Origin of the sequence: Nocardioides marmoriginsengisoli (assembly GCF_003725695.1) — a bacterium.
In the GTDB taxonomy this organism is placed as follows: domain Bacteria; phylum Actinomycetota; class Actinomycetes; order Propionibacteriales; family Nocardioidaceae; genus Marmoricola; species Marmoricola marmoriginsengisoli.
Window position 1 is genome coordinate 524,831 of record NZ_RJSE01000009.1, and the last position, 18,873, is coordinate 543,703.

The 18,873-nt window shown below is 69.9% G+C and carries 16 protein-coding genes and 1 tRNA gene; 8 read left to right on the forward strand and 9 right to left on the reverse strand.

All coding sequences use genetic code 11. The features are described from left to right. Nucleotides 1-49 precede the first annotated feature (49 nt). The gene (locus EFK50_RS21095) at nt 50-535 is read right to left on the reverse strand and encodes a cell division protein CrgA (RefSeq protein ID WP_246004263.1); all 486 of its coding nucleotides are present in this window, start codon (nt 533-535) and stop codon (nt 50-52) included. Between the two features lie 120 nt (nt 536-655). Here EFK50_RS21095 and EFK50_RS21100 point away from each other — a divergent pair, with 120 nt between their 5' ends. After that, nucleotides 656-1,459 (forward strand): DUF881 domain-containing protein, encoded by an 804-nt coding sequence (locus EFK50_RS21100; RefSeq protein WP_123229542.1) that lies wholly within the window; start codon nt 656-658, stop codon nt 1,457-1,459. 18 nt (nt 1,460-1,477) lie between these two features. After that, nucleotides 1,478-2,716 (forward strand): YibE/F family protein, encoded by a 1,239-nt coding sequence (locus EFK50_RS21105; RefSeq protein WP_246004264.1) that lies wholly within the window; start codon nt 1,478-1,480, stop codon nt 2,714-2,716. 58 nt (nt 2,717-2,774) lie between these two features. Here EFK50_RS21105 and pknB read toward each other — a convergent pair whose 3' ends face one another. The 6 genes from pknB to EFK50_RS21135 form a co-directional block, all read right to left on the reverse strand. Beyond that, nucleotides 2,775-4,526, reverse strand: a complete 1,752-nt coding sequence (gene pknB / locus EFK50_RS21110; RefSeq protein ID WP_123229543.1) for a Stk1 family PASTA domain-containing Ser/Thr kinase — start codon at nt 4,524-4,526, stop codon at nt 2,775-2,777. Between the two features lie 63 nt (nt 4,527-4,589). Beyond that, entirely contained in the window at nt 4,590-6,077 is a 1,488-nt protein-coding gene (locus EFK50_RS21115; RefSeq protein WP_123229544.1) for a peptidoglycan D,D-transpeptidase FtsI family protein, read from the reverse strand. Further along, nucleotides 6,074-7,498, reverse strand: a complete 1,425-nt coding sequence (locus EFK50_RS21120) for an FtsW/RodA/SpoVE family cell cycle protein (RefSeq protein WP_246004265.1) — start codon at nt 7,496-7,498, stop codon at nt 6,074-6,076. The genes EFK50_RS21115 and EFK50_RS21120 overlap by 4 nt, the downstream gene beginning before the upstream one ends. Beyond that, nucleotides 7,495-8,808 (reverse strand): PP2C family protein-serine/threonine phosphatase, encoded by a 1,314-nt coding sequence (locus EFK50_RS21125; protein WP_123229546.1) that lies wholly within the window; start codon nt 8,806-8,808, stop codon nt 7,495-7,497. Before EFK50_RS21125 ends, EFK50_RS21120 begins: the two co-directional genes overlap by 4 nt. A gap of 7 nt (nt 8,809-8,815) precedes the next feature. Next, the gene (locus tag EFK50_RS21130) at nt 8,816-9,304 is read right to left on the reverse strand and encodes an FHA domain-containing protein FhaB/FipA (RefSeq protein ID WP_123229547.1); all 489 of its coding nucleotides are present in this window, start codon (nt 9,302-9,304) and stop codon (nt 8,816-8,818) included. A gap of 7 nt (nt 9,305-9,311) precedes the next feature. Beyond that, nucleotides 9,312-10,160 (reverse strand): FHA domain-containing protein, encoded by an 849-nt coding sequence (locus tag EFK50_RS21135; protein WP_281274067.1) that lies wholly within the window; start codon nt 10,158-10,160, stop codon nt 9,312-9,314. Between EFK50_RS21135 and EFK50_RS21140 the strand changes: the two genes are divergently transcribed. Both EFK50_RS21140 and EFK50_RS21145 read left to right on the forward strand, forming a co-directional pair. Further along, nucleotides 10,161-10,243 (forward strand) — tRNA-Leu (locus EFK50_RS21140). A 112-nt stretch (nt 10,244-10,355) separates the two neighbouring features. Then, the gene (locus EFK50_RS21145; protein WP_246004266.1) at nt 10,356-10,814 is read left to right on the forward strand and encodes a carboxymuconolactone decarboxylase family protein; all 459 of its coding nucleotides are present in this window, start codon (nt 10,356-10,358) and stop codon (nt 10,812-10,814) included. 157 nt (nt 10,815-10,971) lie between these two features. On the opposite strand, the gene EFK50_RS21150 is transcribed toward EFK50_RS21145, so the two are convergent. Beyond that, the gene (locus tag EFK50_RS21150) at nt 10,972-12,006 is read right to left on the reverse strand and encodes a YeiH family protein (protein WP_123229549.1); all 1,035 of its coding nucleotides are present in this window, start codon (nt 12,004-12,006) and stop codon (nt 10,972-10,974) included. Between the two features lie 70 nt (nt 12,007-12,076). Between EFK50_RS21150 and EFK50_RS21155 the strand changes: the two genes are divergently transcribed. Beyond that, a complete protein-coding gene (locus EFK50_RS21155; RefSeq protein ID WP_123229550.1) occupies nt 12,077-12,976 on the forward strand; it encodes a LysR family transcriptional regulator in 900 nt (299 codons plus the stop codon). 6 nt (nt 12,977-12,982) lie between these two features. Here the strand turns inward: EFK50_RS21155 and merB are convergent, their stop codons facing one another. Next, complete coding sequence (gene merB / locus EFK50_RS21160) at nt 12,983-13,639, reverse strand: organomercurial lyase (protein WP_221177500.1); 657 nt, start codon at nt 13,637-13,639, stop codon at nt 12,983-12,985. Nucleotides 13,640-14,009: 370 nt separating this feature from the next. Here merB and EFK50_RS21165 point away from each other — a divergent pair, with 370 nt between their 5' ends. The 3 genes from EFK50_RS21165 (at nt 14,010) to purU (ending at nt 18,847) form a co-directional block, all read left to right on the forward strand. Then, nucleotides 14,010-15,410, forward strand: a complete 1,401-nt coding sequence (locus EFK50_RS21165; protein WP_183407946.1) for an ABC transporter substrate-binding protein — start codon at nt 14,010-14,012, stop codon at nt 15,408-15,410. A 79-nt stretch (nt 15,411-15,489) separates the two neighbouring features. Further along, the gene (locus tag EFK50_RS21170; RefSeq protein ID WP_123229552.1) at nt 15,490-17,943 is read left to right on the forward strand and encodes a GcvT family protein; all 2,454 of its coding nucleotides are present in this window, start codon (nt 15,490-15,492) and stop codon (nt 17,941-17,943) included. Between the two features lie 4 nt (nt 17,944-17,947). Next, a complete protein-coding gene (purU, locus tag EFK50_RS21175; protein WP_123229553.1) occupies nt 17,948-18,847 on the forward strand; it encodes a formyltetrahydrofolate deformylase in 900 nt (299 codons plus the stop codon). Nucleotides 18,848-18,873: the final 26 nt, after the last annotated feature.

The following is an 18,873-nucleotide window of genomic DNA, read 5'->3' on the forward strand; positions in this document are numbered from 1 at the left end:
AGAACTTATCCCCACCCTGGGGACAACCCTGTGGAGAACTACACCGGTGTCATTCCCACTTCGTGGCGAACGTGAACCCGACCGCCATGAACGCCACCCCGACGATCAGGTTCATCTGGTCCAGCTTGTCCATCACCGGGATGTGGAAGCCGTCGCCGCTCTCCTGGCCGACGAAGTAGTACGTCACGATCCAGATCAGGCCGAGCAGGAAGCAGCCGAGCATGCCGACGACCACGCCCTGCCCGCGACCCAGCGGGGTCTTCGGGTGCGCGGAGATGATCAGGCCGAGGAAGATCAGCCCGAACCCGATGGCGTAGTTCCACCGGTACATGTCACTCATCCACGGAAGGGGGTCCTTCGGCTTCTCGACGAGCAGCTTGTGGGCGAACTCGGCCGGGTCCATGGCGACGTGGGTGTACACGACCATCCAGGCGATTCCGGCGGCGACCAGGAGGACGACGATGGCGCAGCGCACCAGGGACGTCTCGTAGCCACTCAGCGTCGGAGACGTGTTTCGGGCGGCGGGCTTGGACACGGCAGGGCTCCCAGGATCGAGGCTTAGAGATTGGAGGTCGTCGGTTAGCGTAGTCACCGCTGGCCCGTTCCGGGGTAGCGGCCAGGTATTGGCGGTCTCGAGTGTGCTGGGGAGGGTGTCGTGACGACCGGTCGCAACGAATCGCTGGCGCGCTGGCGCGACCTGCTCCGGTTCCGTTTCCGGGGCCGCTGGCGCCCCGCGGCGGTGGCGATGTTCGTCTTCGCCGGAGCCCTTTTCGTGACCACCTCGGTGAACTCGAAGGGCCTGGACCTGCGGGCGGCGAGCATCACCGACCTCGACCACGTGGTCCGCTCCGAGCGGATCCACGCCAACGACCTGCAGAACCGGGTGGCCAGCCTCAACGGCGAGGTCGGCCGGCTGACCCGGCTGGTCGACAACGCCCAGGTCGAGGAGCTCCAGCGGCAGGTGGACGAGCTGCGCGAACCGGCCGGTTTCGCCCCGGTCCGCGGCCCGGGGCTGACCGTGGTGCTCGACGACGCTCCCAAGAACCTGATCAAGGCGGCGTACGAGCCGGGCGGGATCACCCCCGACGAGCTGGTCGTGCACCAGCAGGACATCCAGGCGGTCGTGAACGCGCTCTGGGCCGGCGGCGCGGAGGCGATGACGATCCAGGGCGAGCGGGTGATCTCGACGACCGGGATCAAGTGCGTGGGCAACACCGTGATCCTGCACGGCGTCAACTACTCCCCGCCGTACCGGATCTCGGCGATCGGCAGCGTTTCGGACCTCTACGCCAGCCTGGACAACAGCGTGTACGTCGACGCCTACAAGACCTTCGTGGACGCCTACCAGCTCGGGTACGAGGTGACGCCGAGCATCTCCCTGGAGTTCGGCGGCTACACCGGTACGTCGGCGCTCAAGTACGCCGTGCCCGGCACGCCCGACCAGCCCAGCCGCGGCTGACAGCCGCAGAGGAGAACCGTGGCGCACTCGCACTCCCACGCGCATCGGCACGGCCCCTCCCGGGTGGCGGTCGCGCGCGGACCGGTCACCGTCCTGCTGATGTTCCTCGCGCTCTCCGCGGTCGCCACCGTGGTGGCCGTGTCGATGCTCTGGCCGGACTCGGCCAAGGTCGCCAAGCTGCGGGAGCAGGCGCAGTTCGCCGCTCCGGGCGTGACCTTCGTGAAGGCGACGGTCGAGTCGGTGCAGAAGGCCTGCCCGACCGAGCCCGGGGCCGAGCCGACCGGTCCGGCCTCGACCGACCCGATCTCGGCACCTGCCTGCGGCACGGTCGCGGCGGTGGTGTCCTCGGGACCGGAGTCCGGGAGCACCCAGCAGGTCGGCGTGCCCACGGCGGTCGCGGACTCCGGCCTCGCCCGCGGCGACACCGTCCGGCTGATGCGCGTGCCCGGGACCTCGGGTGCCGCCGCGACGTACTCCTTCGACGAGGTGATCCGGCTGAAGCCGCTGTGGATCCTCTGGGTGGCGTTCATCGTGGTGGTGGCGCTGGTGGCCCGGCTGCGCGGCATCCTGGCGCTGATCAGCCTCGGCTTCGGCGGACTGGTCCTGCTCAAGTTCATGCTGCCGGCGCTGCTCTCCGGCTCGTCCGGGATGGCGGTCTCGCTGGCCGGCTCGGCGGCGATCATGTTCGTCGTCCTCTACCTGGCGCACGGCCCGTCGATCCGGACCAGTGCCGCCCTCGCCGGGACGCTGCTCGGGGTCGGGGTGACGGCGGCGGTCGGGCAGATCGCGATCAACGGCTCGAACCTCTCCGGGTTCGCCGACGAGGGCACCGCGCTGCTCTCGGCGTTCGCGGGCAGCCTGTCGTTCCAGGGCCTGTTCACCTGCGCTCTGGTGATCGCCGGGCTCGGTGTCCTCAACGACGTCACGATCACCCAGGCGTCGGCGGTCTGGGAGCTGCGCGAGGCGGCGCCGGAGACGTCCCGGCGGGACCTGTTCACCAGCGCGATGCGGATCGGCCGGGACCACATCGCCTCGACGATCTACACGATCGTCTTCGCGTACGCCGGCAGCGCGCTCGCGGTGCTGCTGCTGCTCTCGCTCTACGACCGGCCGATCTTCGACCTGCTCTCGTCGGAGTCGATCGCCGAGGAGATCGTCCGGACGCTGGCGAGCGGGATCGGCCTGGTGCTGGCGGTGCCGATCACCACGCTGATCGCGGCGCTCACGGTGGTCGGCCCGGTCAAGCCCGAGAATTGACCGAGGTGCCGACGCGGTCGCGTCGGCACCTCGGGTCGGGCGGGGTCTCGATCCGCGGCTACGGAATCTCCGGCTCTCCCGTCGGGGTCCCGGTCGGCGTGCCCGTCGGGGTGTCCGTGGGCGGGGGCGGCTCCTCGTAGGTCGAGACGAAGATCTGGATCGTCGTGTCCTGCAGCTGGGTGCTGCCGGCCGGCGGCGACTGGTTGGTGACGGTGCCCTTCGGCTCGGTCGAGTTCGAGTCCAGCTCCTTGCTGACCCGGAAACCGGCCGCCTCGAGCAGCTGCACCGCCTCGGCCTCGGTCTTGCCGATCACGTTCGGGACCTTCTGCGGTCCTTCGGAGAAGTAGACGGTGACTCGCTCCCCGACCCGGATGCTGGCGCCGACGGCGGGTGCGATCTCGACGACGTTGTCCTTGGCCTCGTCGGACGTCTTCGGCTTCAGCGACACCTTCAGGCCGAGTGCCTTCAGCTGCTCGGCGGCGGTGTTCTTGTTCTGCCCGATCAGGTCCGGGATGGTGACGACCTTCTTGCCGCTGGAGATCACCAGGTCGATGGTCGCGCCGGGGTCCACGAAGGAGCCGAACTCGGGGTCGGAGCGGATCACGATGCCGTCCTCGACGGTGTCGCTCGGCTCGGGGATGATCTCGCCGACGGTGAAGCCCTTCGCGGCGATCGCCGCCCGGGCCTCGGCCTCGGTCATGGTGGCGAAGTTCGGCACCGATTCCTGCTCGGGGGCGGATCCGATCAGCTTGGGGATCAGGAAGATCGCGCCGACGATCACCGCGACCAGCAGCACCGCGAGCAGGGTCAGCGGGCCGACCCGGCGCTTCGGCTCGGGGGTCCACGGTCCGGCGCCGGGGACGACCGAGGTCGAGGCGGTGTCGGTGCCGAGCGTCGGGATCAGCGGCGCGGAGTACGCCGGCTCGGACGGGACCGGGGGCGCCTGGACCGGACGGCCGGCCAGGAACCGGTCGATGTCCTCCTTCATCGCCGCAGCGCTCTGGTAGCGGTCCTCGAGGCGCTTGGTGAGCGCCTTCGCGACGATCGCGTCGATCTCCGGCGGCAGGTCGGCGTCCAGGCTGGACGGGGCCGGGGCCTGCTCGCGGACGTGCTGGTAGGCGACCGCGACGGGCGAGTCGCCGACGAACGGCGGCCGCCCGGTGAGCAGCTCGAAGAGCAGGCACCCGGTCGAGTAGACGTCCGAGCGCGAGTCGACGGTCTCGCCGCGGGCCTGCTCCGGGGAGAGGTACTGGGCGGTGCCGACCACCGCCGCGGTCTGGGTCATCGTGTTGTGCGCGTCGGCGACCGCGCGGGCGATGCCGAAGTCCATCACCTTCACGTCGCCGGCCGGGGTCAACATCACGTTGCCCGGCTTGATGTCGCGGTGGATGATCCCGGCGCGGTGGCTGTAGTCGAGCGCGCCGAGCGTGCCGGAGGTGATCTCCAGGGCCCGCTCGGGAAGGATCTTGCGCCCCTCGCGGAGGATCTCGCGCAGGGTGCGGCCGGCGACGTACTCCATCACGATGTAGGGCTGTGCGACGTTGCTGCCGTCGGTCGACATCTCCTCGCCGGTGTCGTACACCGAGACGATCGCCGGGTGGTTCAGGGACGCCGCGGACTGGGCCTCCCTGCGGAAGCGGGCCTGGAAGGTCGCGTCGCTCGCCAGGTCGGTGCGCAGCCGCTTGATGGCGACGGTGCGGCCGAGGCGGACGTCGGTGCCCTTGCGGACCTCGGCCATCCCTCCTCGGCCGAGCAGCTCGCCGATCTCGTAGCGGCCGCCGATGCGGTGCGGTCCAGTGGGCTCAGACATCGAGGTGTCCCCTCATTCGTTCACGTGCAGTGCTGGTCAGGTCTTCACGGTGTTGCGGTCGGGTCATGGGTTGAGCACCGCCTCCATCACGGACTTCGCGATCGGGGCGGCGAGGCCGCTGCCGGAGATCGCGTCCCGGTCGACGTTGGCGTCCTGGATCAGTACTGCGACGGCCACCCGGGCATTTACTGACGGCGCGAACGACACGAACCAGGCGTACGGCGGCCGGCTGGGCAGGCTCTGCGCGGTGCCGGTCTTGCCGGCGACCTTGATGCCGGGGATCTGCGCGGTCCGGCCGGTGCCGTTGTCGACCACGGCGACCATCATCTCGGCGAGCTTGCTCGCGGCCGAGGGCGTGATCGCCTGCGGGGTGAGCACCTTGGGCTCGATCGGCTTGATCACGTCGAGGTCGGCGGAGCGGATCTCGTCGACCAGGTACGGCGTCATCACCCGGCCGTTGTTGGCGATCCCGGCCGCCACCATCGCCATCTGCAACGGCGTCGCGGTGACGCTGGCCTGGCCGATCGCCGACAGCGCGGTCTGGGGTGCGTCGACGTCCTGGGGGAACTCGCTGGTGGCCTGGGAGGTCAGCGGGTCGTCCAGGTCGGTGAAGAAGTCGCGCTTGTTGAAGCCGAACTTCTCGGCCTGCTCGCGCAGCGCGTCGGCGCCGAGCTTGAGACCGACCGCGCCGAAGGCGACGTTGCAGGAGACCTCGAGGGCGCGGGTCAGGGTGATCTTGTTGCCGCCGCAGGAGCCGCGGCTCTCGTTGACCAGGTCCTTCGAGGTCTGCGGCAGGTCCAGGGACGCGCCGCCGGGGACGAGGGTGTCCGGGTTGTACTTGCCGCTGCTGAGCGCGGCGGCCGCGGTGACGAGCTTGAACGTCGAGCCCGGAGGCAGCCGCTCCTCGATCGCCCGGTTGTTCAGCGGGATCAGCTTGTCGGCGAGCAGCCGGTCGTAGGCCTTGTCGGAGATCGAGATGTCGTGGTTGGCCATCCGGGTCGGGTTGAACGTCGGGCTGGAGACCATCGCGAGGATCCGGCCGGTCGCCGGCTCGATCGCGACCACCGCGCCTCGGGTGTTGTTGCCGAGCGCCTTGAGCCCTTCGTAGGCGGCCTTCTGCGCCTTGGCGTTCAGGGTCAGCACGACGTTGCCGCCCTGCGGAGCCTGGTTGCCGAGCAGGTCGATCACCCGGTTCACGAAGAGGCCCGGGGCGTCGCCGGTGAGGATGTTGTTCTGGCTGGACTCGATGCCGCCGAACCGGCTGCGCGAGAAGTAGCCGGCGATGTGCGCGTACTCGGCGCCGAACGGGTAGACCCGCTGGTACTTGAACCGGTCGTTCGACTTCTTGCTGAGGGCGATCGCCTTCTTGCCGACCAGGATCTGCCCGCGCGGCTCGGAGAAGGTGGCGTCCTTCACCCGGGTGTTGTTGTCGTGCTCGGTCAGCGAGTTGAGCGAGTCGGCCTGCCAGTACTGCAGGTAGGTGGCGTTGGCCATCAGTGCCAGGAACATCGCCATGCAGGCGATCGCGAGGTTGCGGATCGGGCGATTCATCGCATGCTCACCACCTGGGTGGAGTCCATGTCTTCACCGGGCTCCAGGAACTCCGGCGGTGGTCGCCGGGCCTGGTCGGAGATCCGCAGCAGCAGCGCGATGATCACCCAGTTGGCGACCAGGCTGGAGCCGCCCTGGGAGAGGAACGGCGTGGTCAGGCCGGTCAGCGGGATCAGCTTGGTGACGCCGCCGATGACGACGAAGACCTGCAGCGCGAACACGACCCCGAGGCCGGTGGCGACCAGCTTGCCGAAATTGTCCCGGCAGATCAGCGCGGTCCGCAGCGCCCGCTCGACCAGCAGCCCGTAGAGCAGGATGATCGCGATCACGCCGGTGAGCCCGAGCTCCTCGCCGAGGGCCGGGATGATGAAGTCGGACGAGGCGATCGGGGTGTCCTGCGGAGAGCCCAGTCCGAGGCCGCGCCCGGTCAGGCCGCCCCACGCCATCCCGAACATCCCCTGCACGATCTGGTAGCCGTTGTTGTCCGGGTTGAACGGGTCCAGCCAGGCCTCGACCCGGACCTTCACGTGCCCGGTGGTGAGGTAGCCGAAGTAGGCGCCGGCGATGAACATCAGGCCGCCGATGACCAGCCACCCGGGTCTCTCGGTGGCGACGTAGAGCATCACCAGGAACATCCCGAAGAAGAGCAGCGACGAGCCGAGGTCGTTCTGGAAGACCAGGATGCCGAGGCTGATCAGCCACATCGCCAGGATCGGGCCGAGGTCGCGGCCGCGGGGCAGGTCGACGAAGAGGACCCGGCGTCCGGCCAGGGCCAGCGCGTCGCGGTAGAGCACCAGGTAACCGGCGAACGCGATCACCAGCAGCACCTTGGCGACCTCGCCGGGCTGGAAGCTCAGCGGGCCGAGGTGGATCCAGATCCGGGCGCCGCGGATGTTGCGGCCGATCCCGGGGACCATCGGCAGGAGCAGCAGCACCAGCGCGGCCAGCCCGGAGGTGTAGGTGAAGGCCTGCAGCCGGCGGTGGTCGCGGAGGAGCACCAGGACGCCGATGAACAGCGCGACCCCGAGGGTCATCCAGATCAGCTGCGAGGACGCGAGCGCCTGGTAGTCGGGCTTCTTGGCCTGCATGCCGAGGTCGATCCGGTGGATCATCGCGAGGCCGAGACCGTTCAGGGCGGCGACGATCGGCAGCAGGATCGGGTCGGCGTACGCGGCCTTCCAGCGGATGGTGAGGTGCGCCGCGACGATCAGCGCCGTCAGCCAGCCGCCGTACTTGTAGATGTCGGCGGGCACGCTGCCGTCGACGCCGAGCCCGACCGCGGCGTAGGCGCCGATGCCGACGACCAGGCTGAGGATCAGCAGGAAGAGCTCGGCGCCGCGGCGGCGGCGGTGCACGAACTCCATCAGCGGGCCCGGACGCGGGTCCCGTGGACGGGTGGGGGTCGGTGAGGTCCGGCTCATGGCGCCTCGGCGCAGCTGGCGCCCGACGGGCTGGTGTCGGGGGTGGTCGACTGCGGCCCGATCGGCGGCAGCAGGCGGTCGAAGAAAGTACGGCCGGTGTCCTGGGTCGGGGTCGCGGCGCCAGCGTCGGTCGTGGGGCACGCCGCCTGGTAGACGAAGCCGATCGCGAGCGCGAGGGTGGTGAAGTCCTTGCCGTCGCGGACCTCGTCGGCGAACTCGCCCATGTCCTCCAGGGTGAAGTCGGTCGTCCGGACCAGCGTGTGCATCTTCACTACCGGCAGGTCGATGTTGACGCCCTTGAAGACCGCGATGCTGCCGTTCGACTCGGTGACGAAGTAGCCGTTCTGGGAGACCCGGTAGGCGCCCCAGCCGGCGGCGCCGATCAGGCCCAGGACCACCAGGACGGCGAGCAGGCGCCGGAGCCAGAGGCCTCGCGGGGGCGGCTGCGGCGCGTACCGGATCGCCTCCGGATCGATCGCCTCGGCGAGGCGATCGACGTCGGCCTCGTCCAGGTTGCCGGTCGACTCGTTGCTGATCAGCAGGTGCGGGGTCGAGGCCGCGGCGCCGACCACGAGCGGGCGGGCCGGCGGATCGTCGCCCTCGACGACCTCGGCGACCACCACGGTGACGTTGTCGGAGCTGCCGGCCTCCAGCGAGCTGCGCACCAGCCGGGCGGCGACGTCCTCGAGGGGGTCGCCGACCAGCAGCGCCGTGAGGGTCTCGGGCTCGAGCACGCCGGAGCAACCGTCGGAGCAGAACAGCAGCCGGTCGCCGGCCTGGACCGGCACCGAGAACAGGTCGGGCTCGGGGTCGTGCACGCCGTCGACCGCGCGGAGGATCAGGTTGCGGTGCGGGTGGACCCGGGCCTCCTCCTCGGTGATCCGGCCCTCGTCGACCAGGCTCTGCACGAGGGTGTGGTCGGAGGTCAGCTGGCGGAGCAGGCCGTCGCGGAGCAGGTACGCGCGGCTGTCCCCGATGTGGCCGAGGCGCAGGTGGGTGCCGTCGAAGATCGCGGCGCTGACCGTCGTACTGGTGCCGTCGAGGTCGGGATGCGCCTCGACGATCTCGGCGAGCCGGTCGTGGGCCAGGTGGATGGTCGCGGCGAGCTCGCTGAGGGCGTCGTTGCCCGGCGCGGCGTCGAGCTTGCGGAGGGCGTCCACGGTCGCGCTGCTGGCGATGTCGCCCCGGGCGGCCCCGCCGACGCCGTCGGCGATGATCAGCAGGTGCGGTCCGACGTACCCGGAGTCCTGGTTGTCGCGGCGGACCCGGCCCACGTCCGAGAGCGCGGCGAAGCGGAGCGAGAGCGTCATCCCTGGCTCACTTCCGCAGCTCCAGGATCGTCTTCCCGATGCGGATCTGGGTGCCCAGCGAGATCGCCGTCGCCTGGGTGATCCGGCTGTTGCCGACGTAGGTGCCGTTGGTGGAGCCGAGGTCCTCGACGTACCACTGCTCGCCGGAGCTGGCGATCCGCGCGTGCCGGGTGGAGACGTAGTCGTCGTCGAGACGGATCGCGGCGTCGTTGCCGCGGCCGATCAGCAGCGGCGCGGCGGCCAGCGACACGGTCTCGCCGGAGTTGCCGCCCTCGAGGATCACCACCGAGGTCGGGTCGCCGCGACGGGCCTTCACCGGCTTGGTCCGGGTCTTCCCCGCCGCCTTCGCGGCGCGGCGCTCCTGGGCGCGGCTGGCCTCGCGGGCAGCCCGGGCACCGAACATGTCGGTCCGGATCACCGAGATCGCGGAGAGCACGAAGATCCACAGGATCGCCAGGTACCCGAAGCGGATCAGCACCAGAGTCAGCTCAGACATCGCGTCCTCATTCCGGTCTCTGGTGGAAGGTCATCGTGGTGTTGCCGATCCGTACGACGGCGCCGTCGGCCAGCGCGGCGTTCTCGACCCGCTTGCCGTTGACCAGGACGCCGTTGGTGGAGCCGAGGTCATGGACGCTGACCCGGGGGCCGTGCTCGTCGCTGACCACCCGGAACTCGGCGTGCCGGCGGGAGACGCCCGGGTCGTTCACCCGGAGGTCGGCGTCGTTGCCGCGGCCGACCACGATCCCCGGAGGCGCCAGCGGCATCCGCTCGCCGTTGATGTCGAGGACGGCGGTGGCGCGGCGTACCTGGGTCTCGCTGATCTCCGGCCCGCTCTGGCTGACCTTCGCCATCGCCTGGCTGCGGACCCGGAACCGCCCGGTAGTGAGGTCGTCGGCCACCTCGAGGGTGATCCCGACCGGGCCGGTGAAGACGTAGGACTGGGCCGCGGCGTGGTCCTTGAGCAGGCCGGTGAGCTCCGCGATCAGCGCGTCGCCCAACGAGGTGAGCCGGGCGTGGTCCGGTTCGGAGAGCTCGACGTGGAAGTCGTTGGGGGCCAGCCGGCGGTCGCGGCTGAGCACCTGCGCGGAGTTGTCGACCTCGCGCACGAGGGCCGAGGAGATCTCGACCGGCTGGACCGCGCTGCGGAAGGTGCGCGCGAAGACCCCGGAGATCATCTGCTCCAACCGGTTCTCGAAGCGTTGCAGCCCGCTCAGGTCCTCACCCCCTTCAGCACATGCGACAGTGCGCGGACCAATTCCGCGACCCGCCCAGCGTATAGGGCGGGGCGACGGGTTCGTCCCCTCCCGGTTTGGGCAGGCGAGTCGGTCTGGGATAGCCTGTCCCCGCTTCACGCGCGAGTGGCGGAACGGCAGACGCGCTGGCTTCAGGTGCCAGTGTCCGAAAGGGCGTGGGGGTTCAAATCCCCCCTCGCGCACGTGTGAACAACGAGAGAGCCGGGCCTTCGGGCCCGGCTCTCCGCGTCTCTCGTGACGGTTCGTGCGAGCACGGGGACGTCTGGGCTCGCCGCTAGGTTGATCGCGACGAGAGTGAACACCGAGTCGGGAGGGGCGATCGCCGTGAACATGAGCAAGATCCATCCGGGCGTCTACCGCCAGATGACGAAGCTCGACGAGGAGTGCGCCGCCGCGCTGGCGGCGGCCGGGGTGGCGCCGCTGCTGGTGGAGCTGGTCAAGATCCGCGTCTCGCAGCTCAACGGGTGCGGGTTCTGCCTGCGGATGCATTCACGCGACGCCCTGGCGCTCGGGGAGACCGCCGATCGGCTCGCGGTGCTTGCGGCCTGGTGGGAGACCGCGTACTTCACCGCTCAGGAGCGGGCGGCTCTGGGTCTGGCCGAGCAGATGACCTCGCTCGCGGTGCCGGAGTCGCGGTCCTGGGACGACGGCTCCCTGTCGGACGAGCAGACCTCCGCCGTGGCGTGGCTGGTCACCGTGATGAACGCCTGGAACCGGGTCGCGATCACCAGCCACTACCCGGTCCTGCCGTAAGTTCACTCTTGTTCACCTTCTGGTGAATTAGGGCCCAGAACGCGGGTTCGCACCGAGCGAAGTGCGGTGATGATCAATGCGCCGAACATGAGCGACGTCTTCGTTGCGCTGGGTGAGCCGTCAGCGGATGCTGCGACAGGCCTGATCGCTGCGCCGGTCAGTGGATCAGCACGGCGCCGACGAGCCCGACCACGGTCACCCACGCGGTCGCTGCGCCCGCGAGCAGCATCGGCGCCCACCCGGCCGCGCGCAGCACCCGGACCTGGACCCCGCAGCCGAGCGCGAACATCGCGGCGGCGAGGAGCAGGGTCTCGGCGTTCTTCGCCAGCTCCAGGACCAGTTCCGGCGGGGCGGCCCAGGTGCGGACGAGGACCATCACCACGAAGCCGGCGATGAAGCCAGGGACCAGGGGCGGGAGGGTGGTCACCGTCCGGTTCGCGCGGAGCCGGCGGCGCTGCTGCCAGGTCACCCAGGCGACCACCGGCGCGAGCATCAGGACCCGGCCGAGCTTGACGACGATCGCGACCGTCAGGGCACCGCTCCCGACCAGGCCTCCGGCGGCGACCACCTGGGCGACCTCGTGGATCGACGCTCCGGCCCAGGTGCCGGCGGTGCGGTCGTCGAGGTTCAGGAGCAGGGCGGCCACCGGGAGGACGCCGATCATCAGGGTGCCGAACACGACGACCAGGGCGATCGCGGTGGCGGTCTCCTCCTCGTCGGCGTCGATCGCCCCGTCGACCGCAGCGATCGCCGCGGCGCCGCAGATCGAGAAGCCGCAGGCGATCAGCACCCGCTGCGTCCAGGAGACGCCGAGGGCACGGCCGACGGCCAGGGTGAACGCGATGCCCGAGGCGACCACGACGACGATCAGGACCAGCGTCCGCGGTCCGAGGTCGGCGATCTGACGCAGCGAGACCTGGAGGCCGAGCAGGACGATCCCGGCGCGGAGGAGCGTCCGCGACCCGTAGGCGAGACCCGGCAGGAGGCGAGGACCGGGCGCGGCGACGGCGGCGACCGCCGTCCCGAGGAAGATCGCGACGAGGAGCGGGCTGAGCGCCGGCACGAGGTGGGCGAGGCCGAACGCGACCGCCGCAGCGGCACCGCAGGCCGCCACCCCCGGAGCCAACCCGGTACGCCGCGCTGGTGCCGCTGGTGCCGCTGGTGCCGCTGGTTGCCGGGTCGCCGTCGTCATGCCTCCACTCTGTGCCGACACCGGCGGTCGCAGTAGCCGTCACTTCTCCATGCCGCTATATCCTTCGGAGATGACGCAATGGCCTGATCTGAGCGCCGTCGAGCTGCTCGTCGCGATCGCCGAGCACGGCAGCGTCAGCGCTGGCGCGAAGGCGATCGGGATGGCGCAGCCCAATGCCAGTCGGTCGCTGGCCCGCCTCGAGCGAGCCCTGGACGTCAGCCTGGTGACGCGCTCCACCACCGGTGCCCGGCTGACTCCTGCGGGGCTGATGGTCGTGGACTGGTCCCGCGACGTGCTCTCGGCCGCCTCGGTGCTGATCCACGGAGCCGCGACCCTGGCGAGCTCCGGCGGCGGCGAGCTGACGGTCTCGGCGAGCCAGACGATCGCCGAGCACCTGCTCCCGGCCTGGCTGGCGTCCTTGCGCGCGGAGCACGAGGACGTCGCCGTCCGGGTCGAGGTGCTCAACACGGCGGCGGTGCTCGCCGCGGTGCTCAGCGGTTCGTGCGAGGTCGGGTTCGTCGAGGGCCCGCGGGCCCCGAGCGGGGTGCACTCGGCGGTGGTCGCCCGCGACGAGCTGGTCCTCGTCGTGGGCGCGGAGCATCCGTGGGCGCGGCGGCGCGGCCGGGTCACCAGCGAGGAGCTGGTCGACACCCCGATGCTGACCCGCGAACCCGGCTCCGGGACGCGGGTCCGTCTCGACGACGAGCTGCGCCGGCGTACCGGCCGGGTCGTGACGGCGCAGCAGGAGCTGGCCAGCAACGCCGCCGTCCGCGTGGCTGTCCAGGCCGGCGCCGGCCCCGCGGTGCTGAGTCGGTTGTCGGTGGCCGAGGCGCTGGCGACCGGTGCCGTCCTGGAGGTGCCGGTGGACCTCGACCTGGGTCGTGAGCTCCGCGCCGTCTGGACCGGGCCCCGACGCCTGACCGGCCCGTCCGCGGACCTGGTCAGGATCGCCCGGGCGCACCGGTTCTGAGCGGGATCAGCTGCCCCAGAACGCTCCGGTGAGGCCGACCTCGCGCAGGTACTGCGCCGACTCGGCCGGGTCCCGCCGCCGGTAGCCGCGCTGGAGGCGGCCGTCGTACCAGTGCTCGGCGAGGCGCCAGAGCGTAGGCAGGTCGAGAACCTCGCCCTTGGTCCTGCCGGCGGACGCGGTCCAGTTGTCGACGCAGGCCTCGGAGCAGAAGATCCGCTGGTGGGCGCAGGTGCGGACGACGTCGTCCCACATGTTCGCCACCGGGACCAGGAAGTGCGCGACCTGGTCGCCCTCGGGAGGCTCCTGGTCGGAGACGTTCCAGACGTGCGGGCGGTCGCAGGCGGGGCACCGGGTCGACACCAGCACGGGAGCCTGCTCGGGAAGCAGGTGCGGCAGCGCGAACGAGTCCCAGGCGCAGCCGCCCCACCAGAGCACGTCCTTGCCCATCACTGCGAATCCCTGCGGAACGGCCGAGAACGGGTGCGCCATCAGGATCGCGCCGGTGCTGTCGAGGACGACGTGCCGGCCGAGGGAGAGCGTGATCAGGCCGGTGCGGACCTGGTCCGGCATCGCCCGGAGCTCGAGGGCGAGGGTGGCGATCGTCGGGAACCGTCCCGCGGCGAACGCGCGGTACACGGCCAGGCGCAGGTCTTCGGTGTTCACCGCTCCAGGCTAGTTGCCGCTGCCCGGGCACCCCCGGCGCGCGCGACGTGCACGGCCGAGGGAGGCTGGGCGGGTCATTTTGAGCGCGCGCATTTTCGAGTTTCAGGAGATCCCTTGACACACGTGACCCAAGACACCAGTATTTCGGATCAACGGTTTGATCAGTGAACCAAGGGCGGCCCGAGCAGTCGGAGATCTCACCCTTGTCAAACGGAAGGTTCTAGCAATGGCGCAACCTCCAGGTAGCCGGCTTCGGTGGAGTATCGGGCTCACCTTTGCTCTGGTTTCCGCCCTCGTGCTCAGTGCATGCGGTGGCCTCTCCGGCGGCGATGAGCCGTCCGGCAACGGCAACAAGACGCTCCGCATCGGAATGGCTTCCGATGCGCAGAGCCTCGACCCGCCGAACTTCGTCCTCGCGGGCGACTTCACGCGGGACAACCTGGTCTACGAAGGCCTGGTGAAGCTCACCAACGACGGCCAGTTCGAGCCCAGCCTCGCGACGTCGTGGAAGCAGGTCTCCGACACCGAGTGGGACTTCAAGCTCCGTGAGGGCGTCAAGTTCCAGGACGGCACCGACTTCGACTCGGCCGCGGTCAAGAAGAGCCTCGAGCGGGCCTCGACCCAGGCTCAGGGCAAGGGCTTCCTCGGCATGATCAAGGAAGTTCAGACCCCCGACCCGATGACGGCGCGGCTCGTCCTGACGAACCCGTTCTCCAGCATCCTGAACAACCTGACCGTTCCGGTCGCCGCGATCATCAGCCCCAAGGCGCTGGACGAGAAGGGCGACAAGATCGCGAAGGAGCCGGTCGGAACCGGTCCGTTCGAGTTCGTGGAGTGGATCCCGGACACCTCGATGACCTTCAAGCGGTACTCCGGCTACTGGGGCGACAAGCCCTCGGTCGACAAGGTCTCGTTCATCCCGATCCCCGAGGCGAGCACCCGCTACAGCGCGCTCCAGGCCGGTGACATCGACGTCATCGAGAACCCGCCGCCGGACCAGGCCGCCTCGCTCAAGTCGTCCTCGGACTTCTACCTGATCACCGAGCCGAAGGCCCGGCCGATCTTCCTCGGCTTCAACCTCAAGACCGTCACCAACCCGGTGATCCGCAAGGCCGTCGCCCACGCGATCGACCGCAACGCGATCGTCGACGACGTGCTCGAAGGCATCGGCAACGCTGCCAACGAGGGTCTGGTGTCGCCGGAGTTCCTGAAGAACGACCCGCCGATCAAGCTCGACTACAACCCGGAAGAGTCCAAGAAGCTCCTCAAGGACGCCGGTCTGTCGAACGTCAAGCTCACGCTGACGCTCCCGGCGGCTCGCTACCTCAAGGACAAGGACATCGGCGAGGTCGTCCAGCAGCAGCTGGCGAAGGTCGGCATCACGCTGAAGCTCGACGTGCAGGAGGCCGGTACCTGGTACCAGTCGCTGCTCGACCACAAGACCGAGATGTACTACCTCGGCTGGGGCATGAGCTCCGGTGACCCGGGCGACATGCTGCTCCGCGTGTTCCGCAGCGACTCGGTGAACAACATGTCGCAGTTCAAGGACCCGGCTGTCGACGCTCAGATCGACTCGCTCGCCACCCTCGAGGTCGGCAGCGACGAGCGCAACCAGGTGATGCAGGACGTCCAGCGCAAGCTGGTCGAGGACGACGCCGTCGTCATCCCGCTGTACCACATGGTCAACTTCTTCGCCGCTCGTAAGGGAGTCCAGAACTTCCACACGACGACGTCGGAGCTCATCGATCTGTCTGACGTCACGGTCGACTGATCGTGGTGGGGTGCCGTCGTTTCGCCGCGCGGCACCCCACCGCACCCACCCCCCGCAGCACTCACTGAAAGAAGGAACAATGGCTACCCCCCAGCCGTCCCGAGCACAGGTCGTTGTGATCGGCGGCGGCATCGTCGGCACGAGCGTCGCGTACCACCTCACCAAGCTGGGGGTGACCGATGTCGTAGTCCTCGAGCAGGGCAAGCTCTCCGGCGGAACGACCTGGCACGCCGCCGGGCTGGTCGGCCAGCTGCGGCCGACCGACGCGATGACCAAGCTCATCCAGTACTCCACCCAGCTCTACGCCACGCTCGAGGAGGAGACCGGTCTCGGCACCGGCTGGAAGCGCTGCGGCAGCCTCTCGGTGGCGCGCACCGAGGAGCGGATGACGTCGCTGATGCGCACGCTCGCCACCGCCCGCGCGTTCGGCGTCGAGGCCGAGCGGCTCACCCCGGCCGAGGCCGGCGAGAAGTGGCCGCTGATGCGGACCGACGACCTGGTCGGCGCGGTCTGGCTGCCGGGTGACGGCAAGGCCAACCCCACCGACCTCACCCAGGCGCTGGCGCGCGGCGCCCGCAGCCATGGCGCGATCGTCTGCGAGGACACCCAGGTCACCGACCTGGAGATGGCGGGCAACCGGATCACCGGCGTCCGCACCCAGAACGGCCTGATCGAGTGCGACACCGTCGTGAACTGCGCCGGCCAGTGGGCCGCCCAGATCGGCGCGATGGCCGGGGTGAAGGTCCCGCTGCACTCCGTCGAGCACTTCTACGTCGTGACCGACCCGATCGAGGGCGTCCACCGCGACCTGCCGGTGATGCGCGACCAGGACGGCTACATCTACTTCAAGGAAGAGGTCGGCGGCCTGGTGATGGGCGGGTTCGAGCCCGACGCCAAGCCGTGGGTCGGTCCGTACGACATCCCGGACCCGTTCGTCTTCCAGCTGCTCGAGGACGACTGGGAGCAGTTCGCGATCCTGATGGAGAACGCGATCACCCGGGTCCCGGCGCTCGAGACCGCCGGCATGAAGAAGCTCTACAACGGCCCCGAGTCGTTCACGCCGGACAACAACTTCATCATGGGCGAGGCCGTCGAGTGCCCGAACATGTACGTGCTCGCCGGCTTCAACTCCACCGGGATCGCGTCGGCCGGCGGCGCCGGTATGGCGATGGCCGAGTGGATCGTCGCCGGTGAGCCCGACCGCGACCTGTGGCCGGTGGACATCCGCCGGTTCGCGCCGTTCAACTCCAACGAGACCTGGCTGCGCGAGCGCACCAAGGAGACCCTCGGCCTGCACTACGCGATCCCGTGGCCGAACAAGGAGCCCGACACCGGTCGCCCGCTGCGCCGCTCGCCGATCCACCACCTGCTCGACGACAGCGGTGCCGTGATGGGCAACCGCAACGGCTGGGAGCGGCCGAACTGGTTCGCCCCCGAGGGCGTCGCCCGGGTCACCGAGTACTCCTTCGGCCACCAGAACTGGCGGCCGTACGTGAACGCCGAGCACCAGGCCACCCGTGACCAGGTGGCACTGCTCGACCAGACCGCGTTCTCCAAGTTCCTGCTCCGCGGCCCGGACGTCGAGGCGGCGTTGCAGTGGATCTGCGCCAACGACATGGCGGTCGCACCGGGGACCACCGTCTACACCGGCATCCTCAACGACCGCGGCGGCTACGAGTCCGACGTGACTGTGACCCGGACGGCGATCGACGAGTACCTGCTGGTGACCGGCTCGGCCCAGGGCACCCGCGACGAGCACTACCTCAACCGGCACCTGCCTGCGGGCTCGCGGGTCGAGGTCGTCGACGTCACCTCGTCGTACGCGGTGCTCGGGATCATGGGGCCGCAGTCGCGGACCCTGCTCAACCGGCTCAGCAACGCCGACCTGGGCAACGAGGCGTTCCCGTTCTACACCAGCCAGAAGATCGACATCGGGCCGGTTCCGGTCCGCGCGACCCGGGTCTCGTACGTCGGCGACCTGGGCTGGGAGCTCTACATCCCCACCGAGTACGCCGTCACCGCCTACGAGCGCCTGGTCGACGCCGGCGCCGATCTCGGCCTGACCGCAGTCGGCCACTACGCGGTCGACGCGATGCGGATCGAGAAGGGCTACCGGGCCTGGGGCCGCGAGCTGACCCCGGACCGCACCCCGGTCGAGGCCGGGATGACGTTCACCTGCAAGCTGGCGAGCGGGGTCGACTTCCGCGGCCGGGAAGCGGTCGAGAAGGCGAAGGCCGCCGGCCCGCGTGCCCGGCTGGTCTCGGTCACCCTCAACGACCCGGACGCCGTCCTCTGGGGTGGTGAGCTGCTGCTCCGTAACGGTGAGCCCCGCGGGTTCGTGACCTCGGCGGCGTACAGCGCTGTCCTCGGTCGCTGCGTCGCGATGGCGTACGTCGAGCCGGAGGTGGAGATCGCCGACGCCGACTACGTCCGCGGCGGGACCTACCAGGTCGAGGCGGCCGGCGTGGTCTTCGACGCCGAGGTCAGCCTCAAGGCGCCGTACGACCCGACCGGCTCGCGGCTGAAGGGCTGAGGACATGAGCGAGAGCACCCTCACCGCCCCGCAGCGCAAGACCGAGCCGGACGCCGGGGGGCTGGTGATCACCCTGTCCTGCGCCGACCGGCCCGGGATCGTCCGCGCGGTGGTCGACTTCTTCTTCCGGAACGGCTGCGACATCGTCGAGAGCAACCAGTTCGGCGAACCGTCGTCCGGTCTGTTCTTCATGCGGGTGCAGATGCGCACCGGCGACTCCACGCCCGCACTGGCCGAGCTCGAAGCTGCCTTCGCACCGATCGCGGCGGAGTTCGCGATGGACTACGAGATCAGCGACCTGGGCCGCCCGGTCCGGCTGCTGCTGATGGTCTCCAAGTTCGACCACTGCCTCCAGGACCTGCTGTACCGCTGGTCCAGCGGCTTGCTGCCGGCCGAGATCCCGGTGATCGTCTCCAACCACCCGGACCTCGAACCGCTCGCGGCCCGGCACGGCATCGAGTTCCGGCACATCCCGGTGACCAAGGAGACCAAGGCGGCCGCCGAGGCCGAGCTGCTCGCGATCGTGGAGGAGCACGACGTCGACCTGGTGGTGCTGGCGCGCTACATGCAGATCCTCTCCGAGGACCTCTGCAAGGAGCTCGACGGTCGCGCGATCAACATCCACCACTCGTTCCTGCCGAGCTTCAAGGGCGCGAACCCCTACCGCCAGGCGCACGAGCGCGGCGTCAAGCTGGTCGGCGCCACCGCGCACTACGTCACCTCGGACCTGGACGAGGGCCCGATCATCGAGCAGAACGTCGCCCGCGTCGACCACCAGGCGTCGGTGCAGGACCTGGTCGCCCTGGGGCGCGACACCGAGTCGCACACCCTGGCCCGCGCGGTGCTCTGGCACGTCCAGCGCCGGGTGCTGCTCAACGGTCACCGCACCGTCGTCTTCCGCTGAGCGGACCGGACACCCGCGCACCCTCA

Excerpts from the sequence above, each read along its gene's own strand:
- pknB (WP_123229543.1), bottom strand. The coding sequence starts at position 4,526 with ATGTCTGAGCCCACTGGACCGCACCGCATCGGCGGCCGCTACGAGATC.
- EFK50_RS21115 (WP_123229544.1), bottom strand. The coding sequence starts at position 6,077 with ATGAATCGCCCGATCCGCAACCTCGCGATCGCCTGCATGGCGATGTTC.
- EFK50_RS21120 (WP_246004265.1), bottom strand. The coding sequence starts at position 7,498 with ATGAGCCGGACCTCACCGACCCCCACCCGTCCACGGGACCCGCGTCCG.
- EFK50_RS21125 (WP_123229546.1), bottom strand. The coding sequence starts at position 8,808 with ATGACGCTCTCGCTCCGCTTCGCCGCGCTCTCGGACGTGGGCCGGGTC.
- EFK50_RS21130 (WP_123229547.1), bottom strand. The coding sequence starts at position 9,304 with ATGTCTGAGCTGACTCTGGTGCTGATCCGCTTCGGGTACCTGGCGATC.
- EFK50_RS21150 (WP_123229549.1), bottom strand. The coding sequence starts at position 12,006 with ATGACGACGGCGACCCGGCAACCAGCGGCACCAGCGGCACCAGCGGCA.
- EFK50_RS21155 (WP_123229550.1), top strand. The coding sequence starts at position 12,077 with ATGACGCAATGGCCTGATCTGAGCGCCGTCGAGCTGCTCGTCGCGATC.
- EFK50_RS21165 (WP_183407946.1), top strand. The coding sequence starts at position 14,010 with ATGGCTTCCGATGCGCAGAGCCTCGACCCGCCGAACTTCGTCCTCGCG.
- EFK50_RS21170 (WP_123229552.1), top strand. The coding sequence starts at position 15,490 with ATGGCTACCCCCCAGCCGTCCCGAGCACAGGTCGTTGTGATCGGCGGC.
- purU (WP_123229553.1), top strand. The coding sequence starts at position 17,948 with ATGAGCGAGAGCACCCTCACCGCCCCGCAGCGCAAGACCGAGCCGGAC.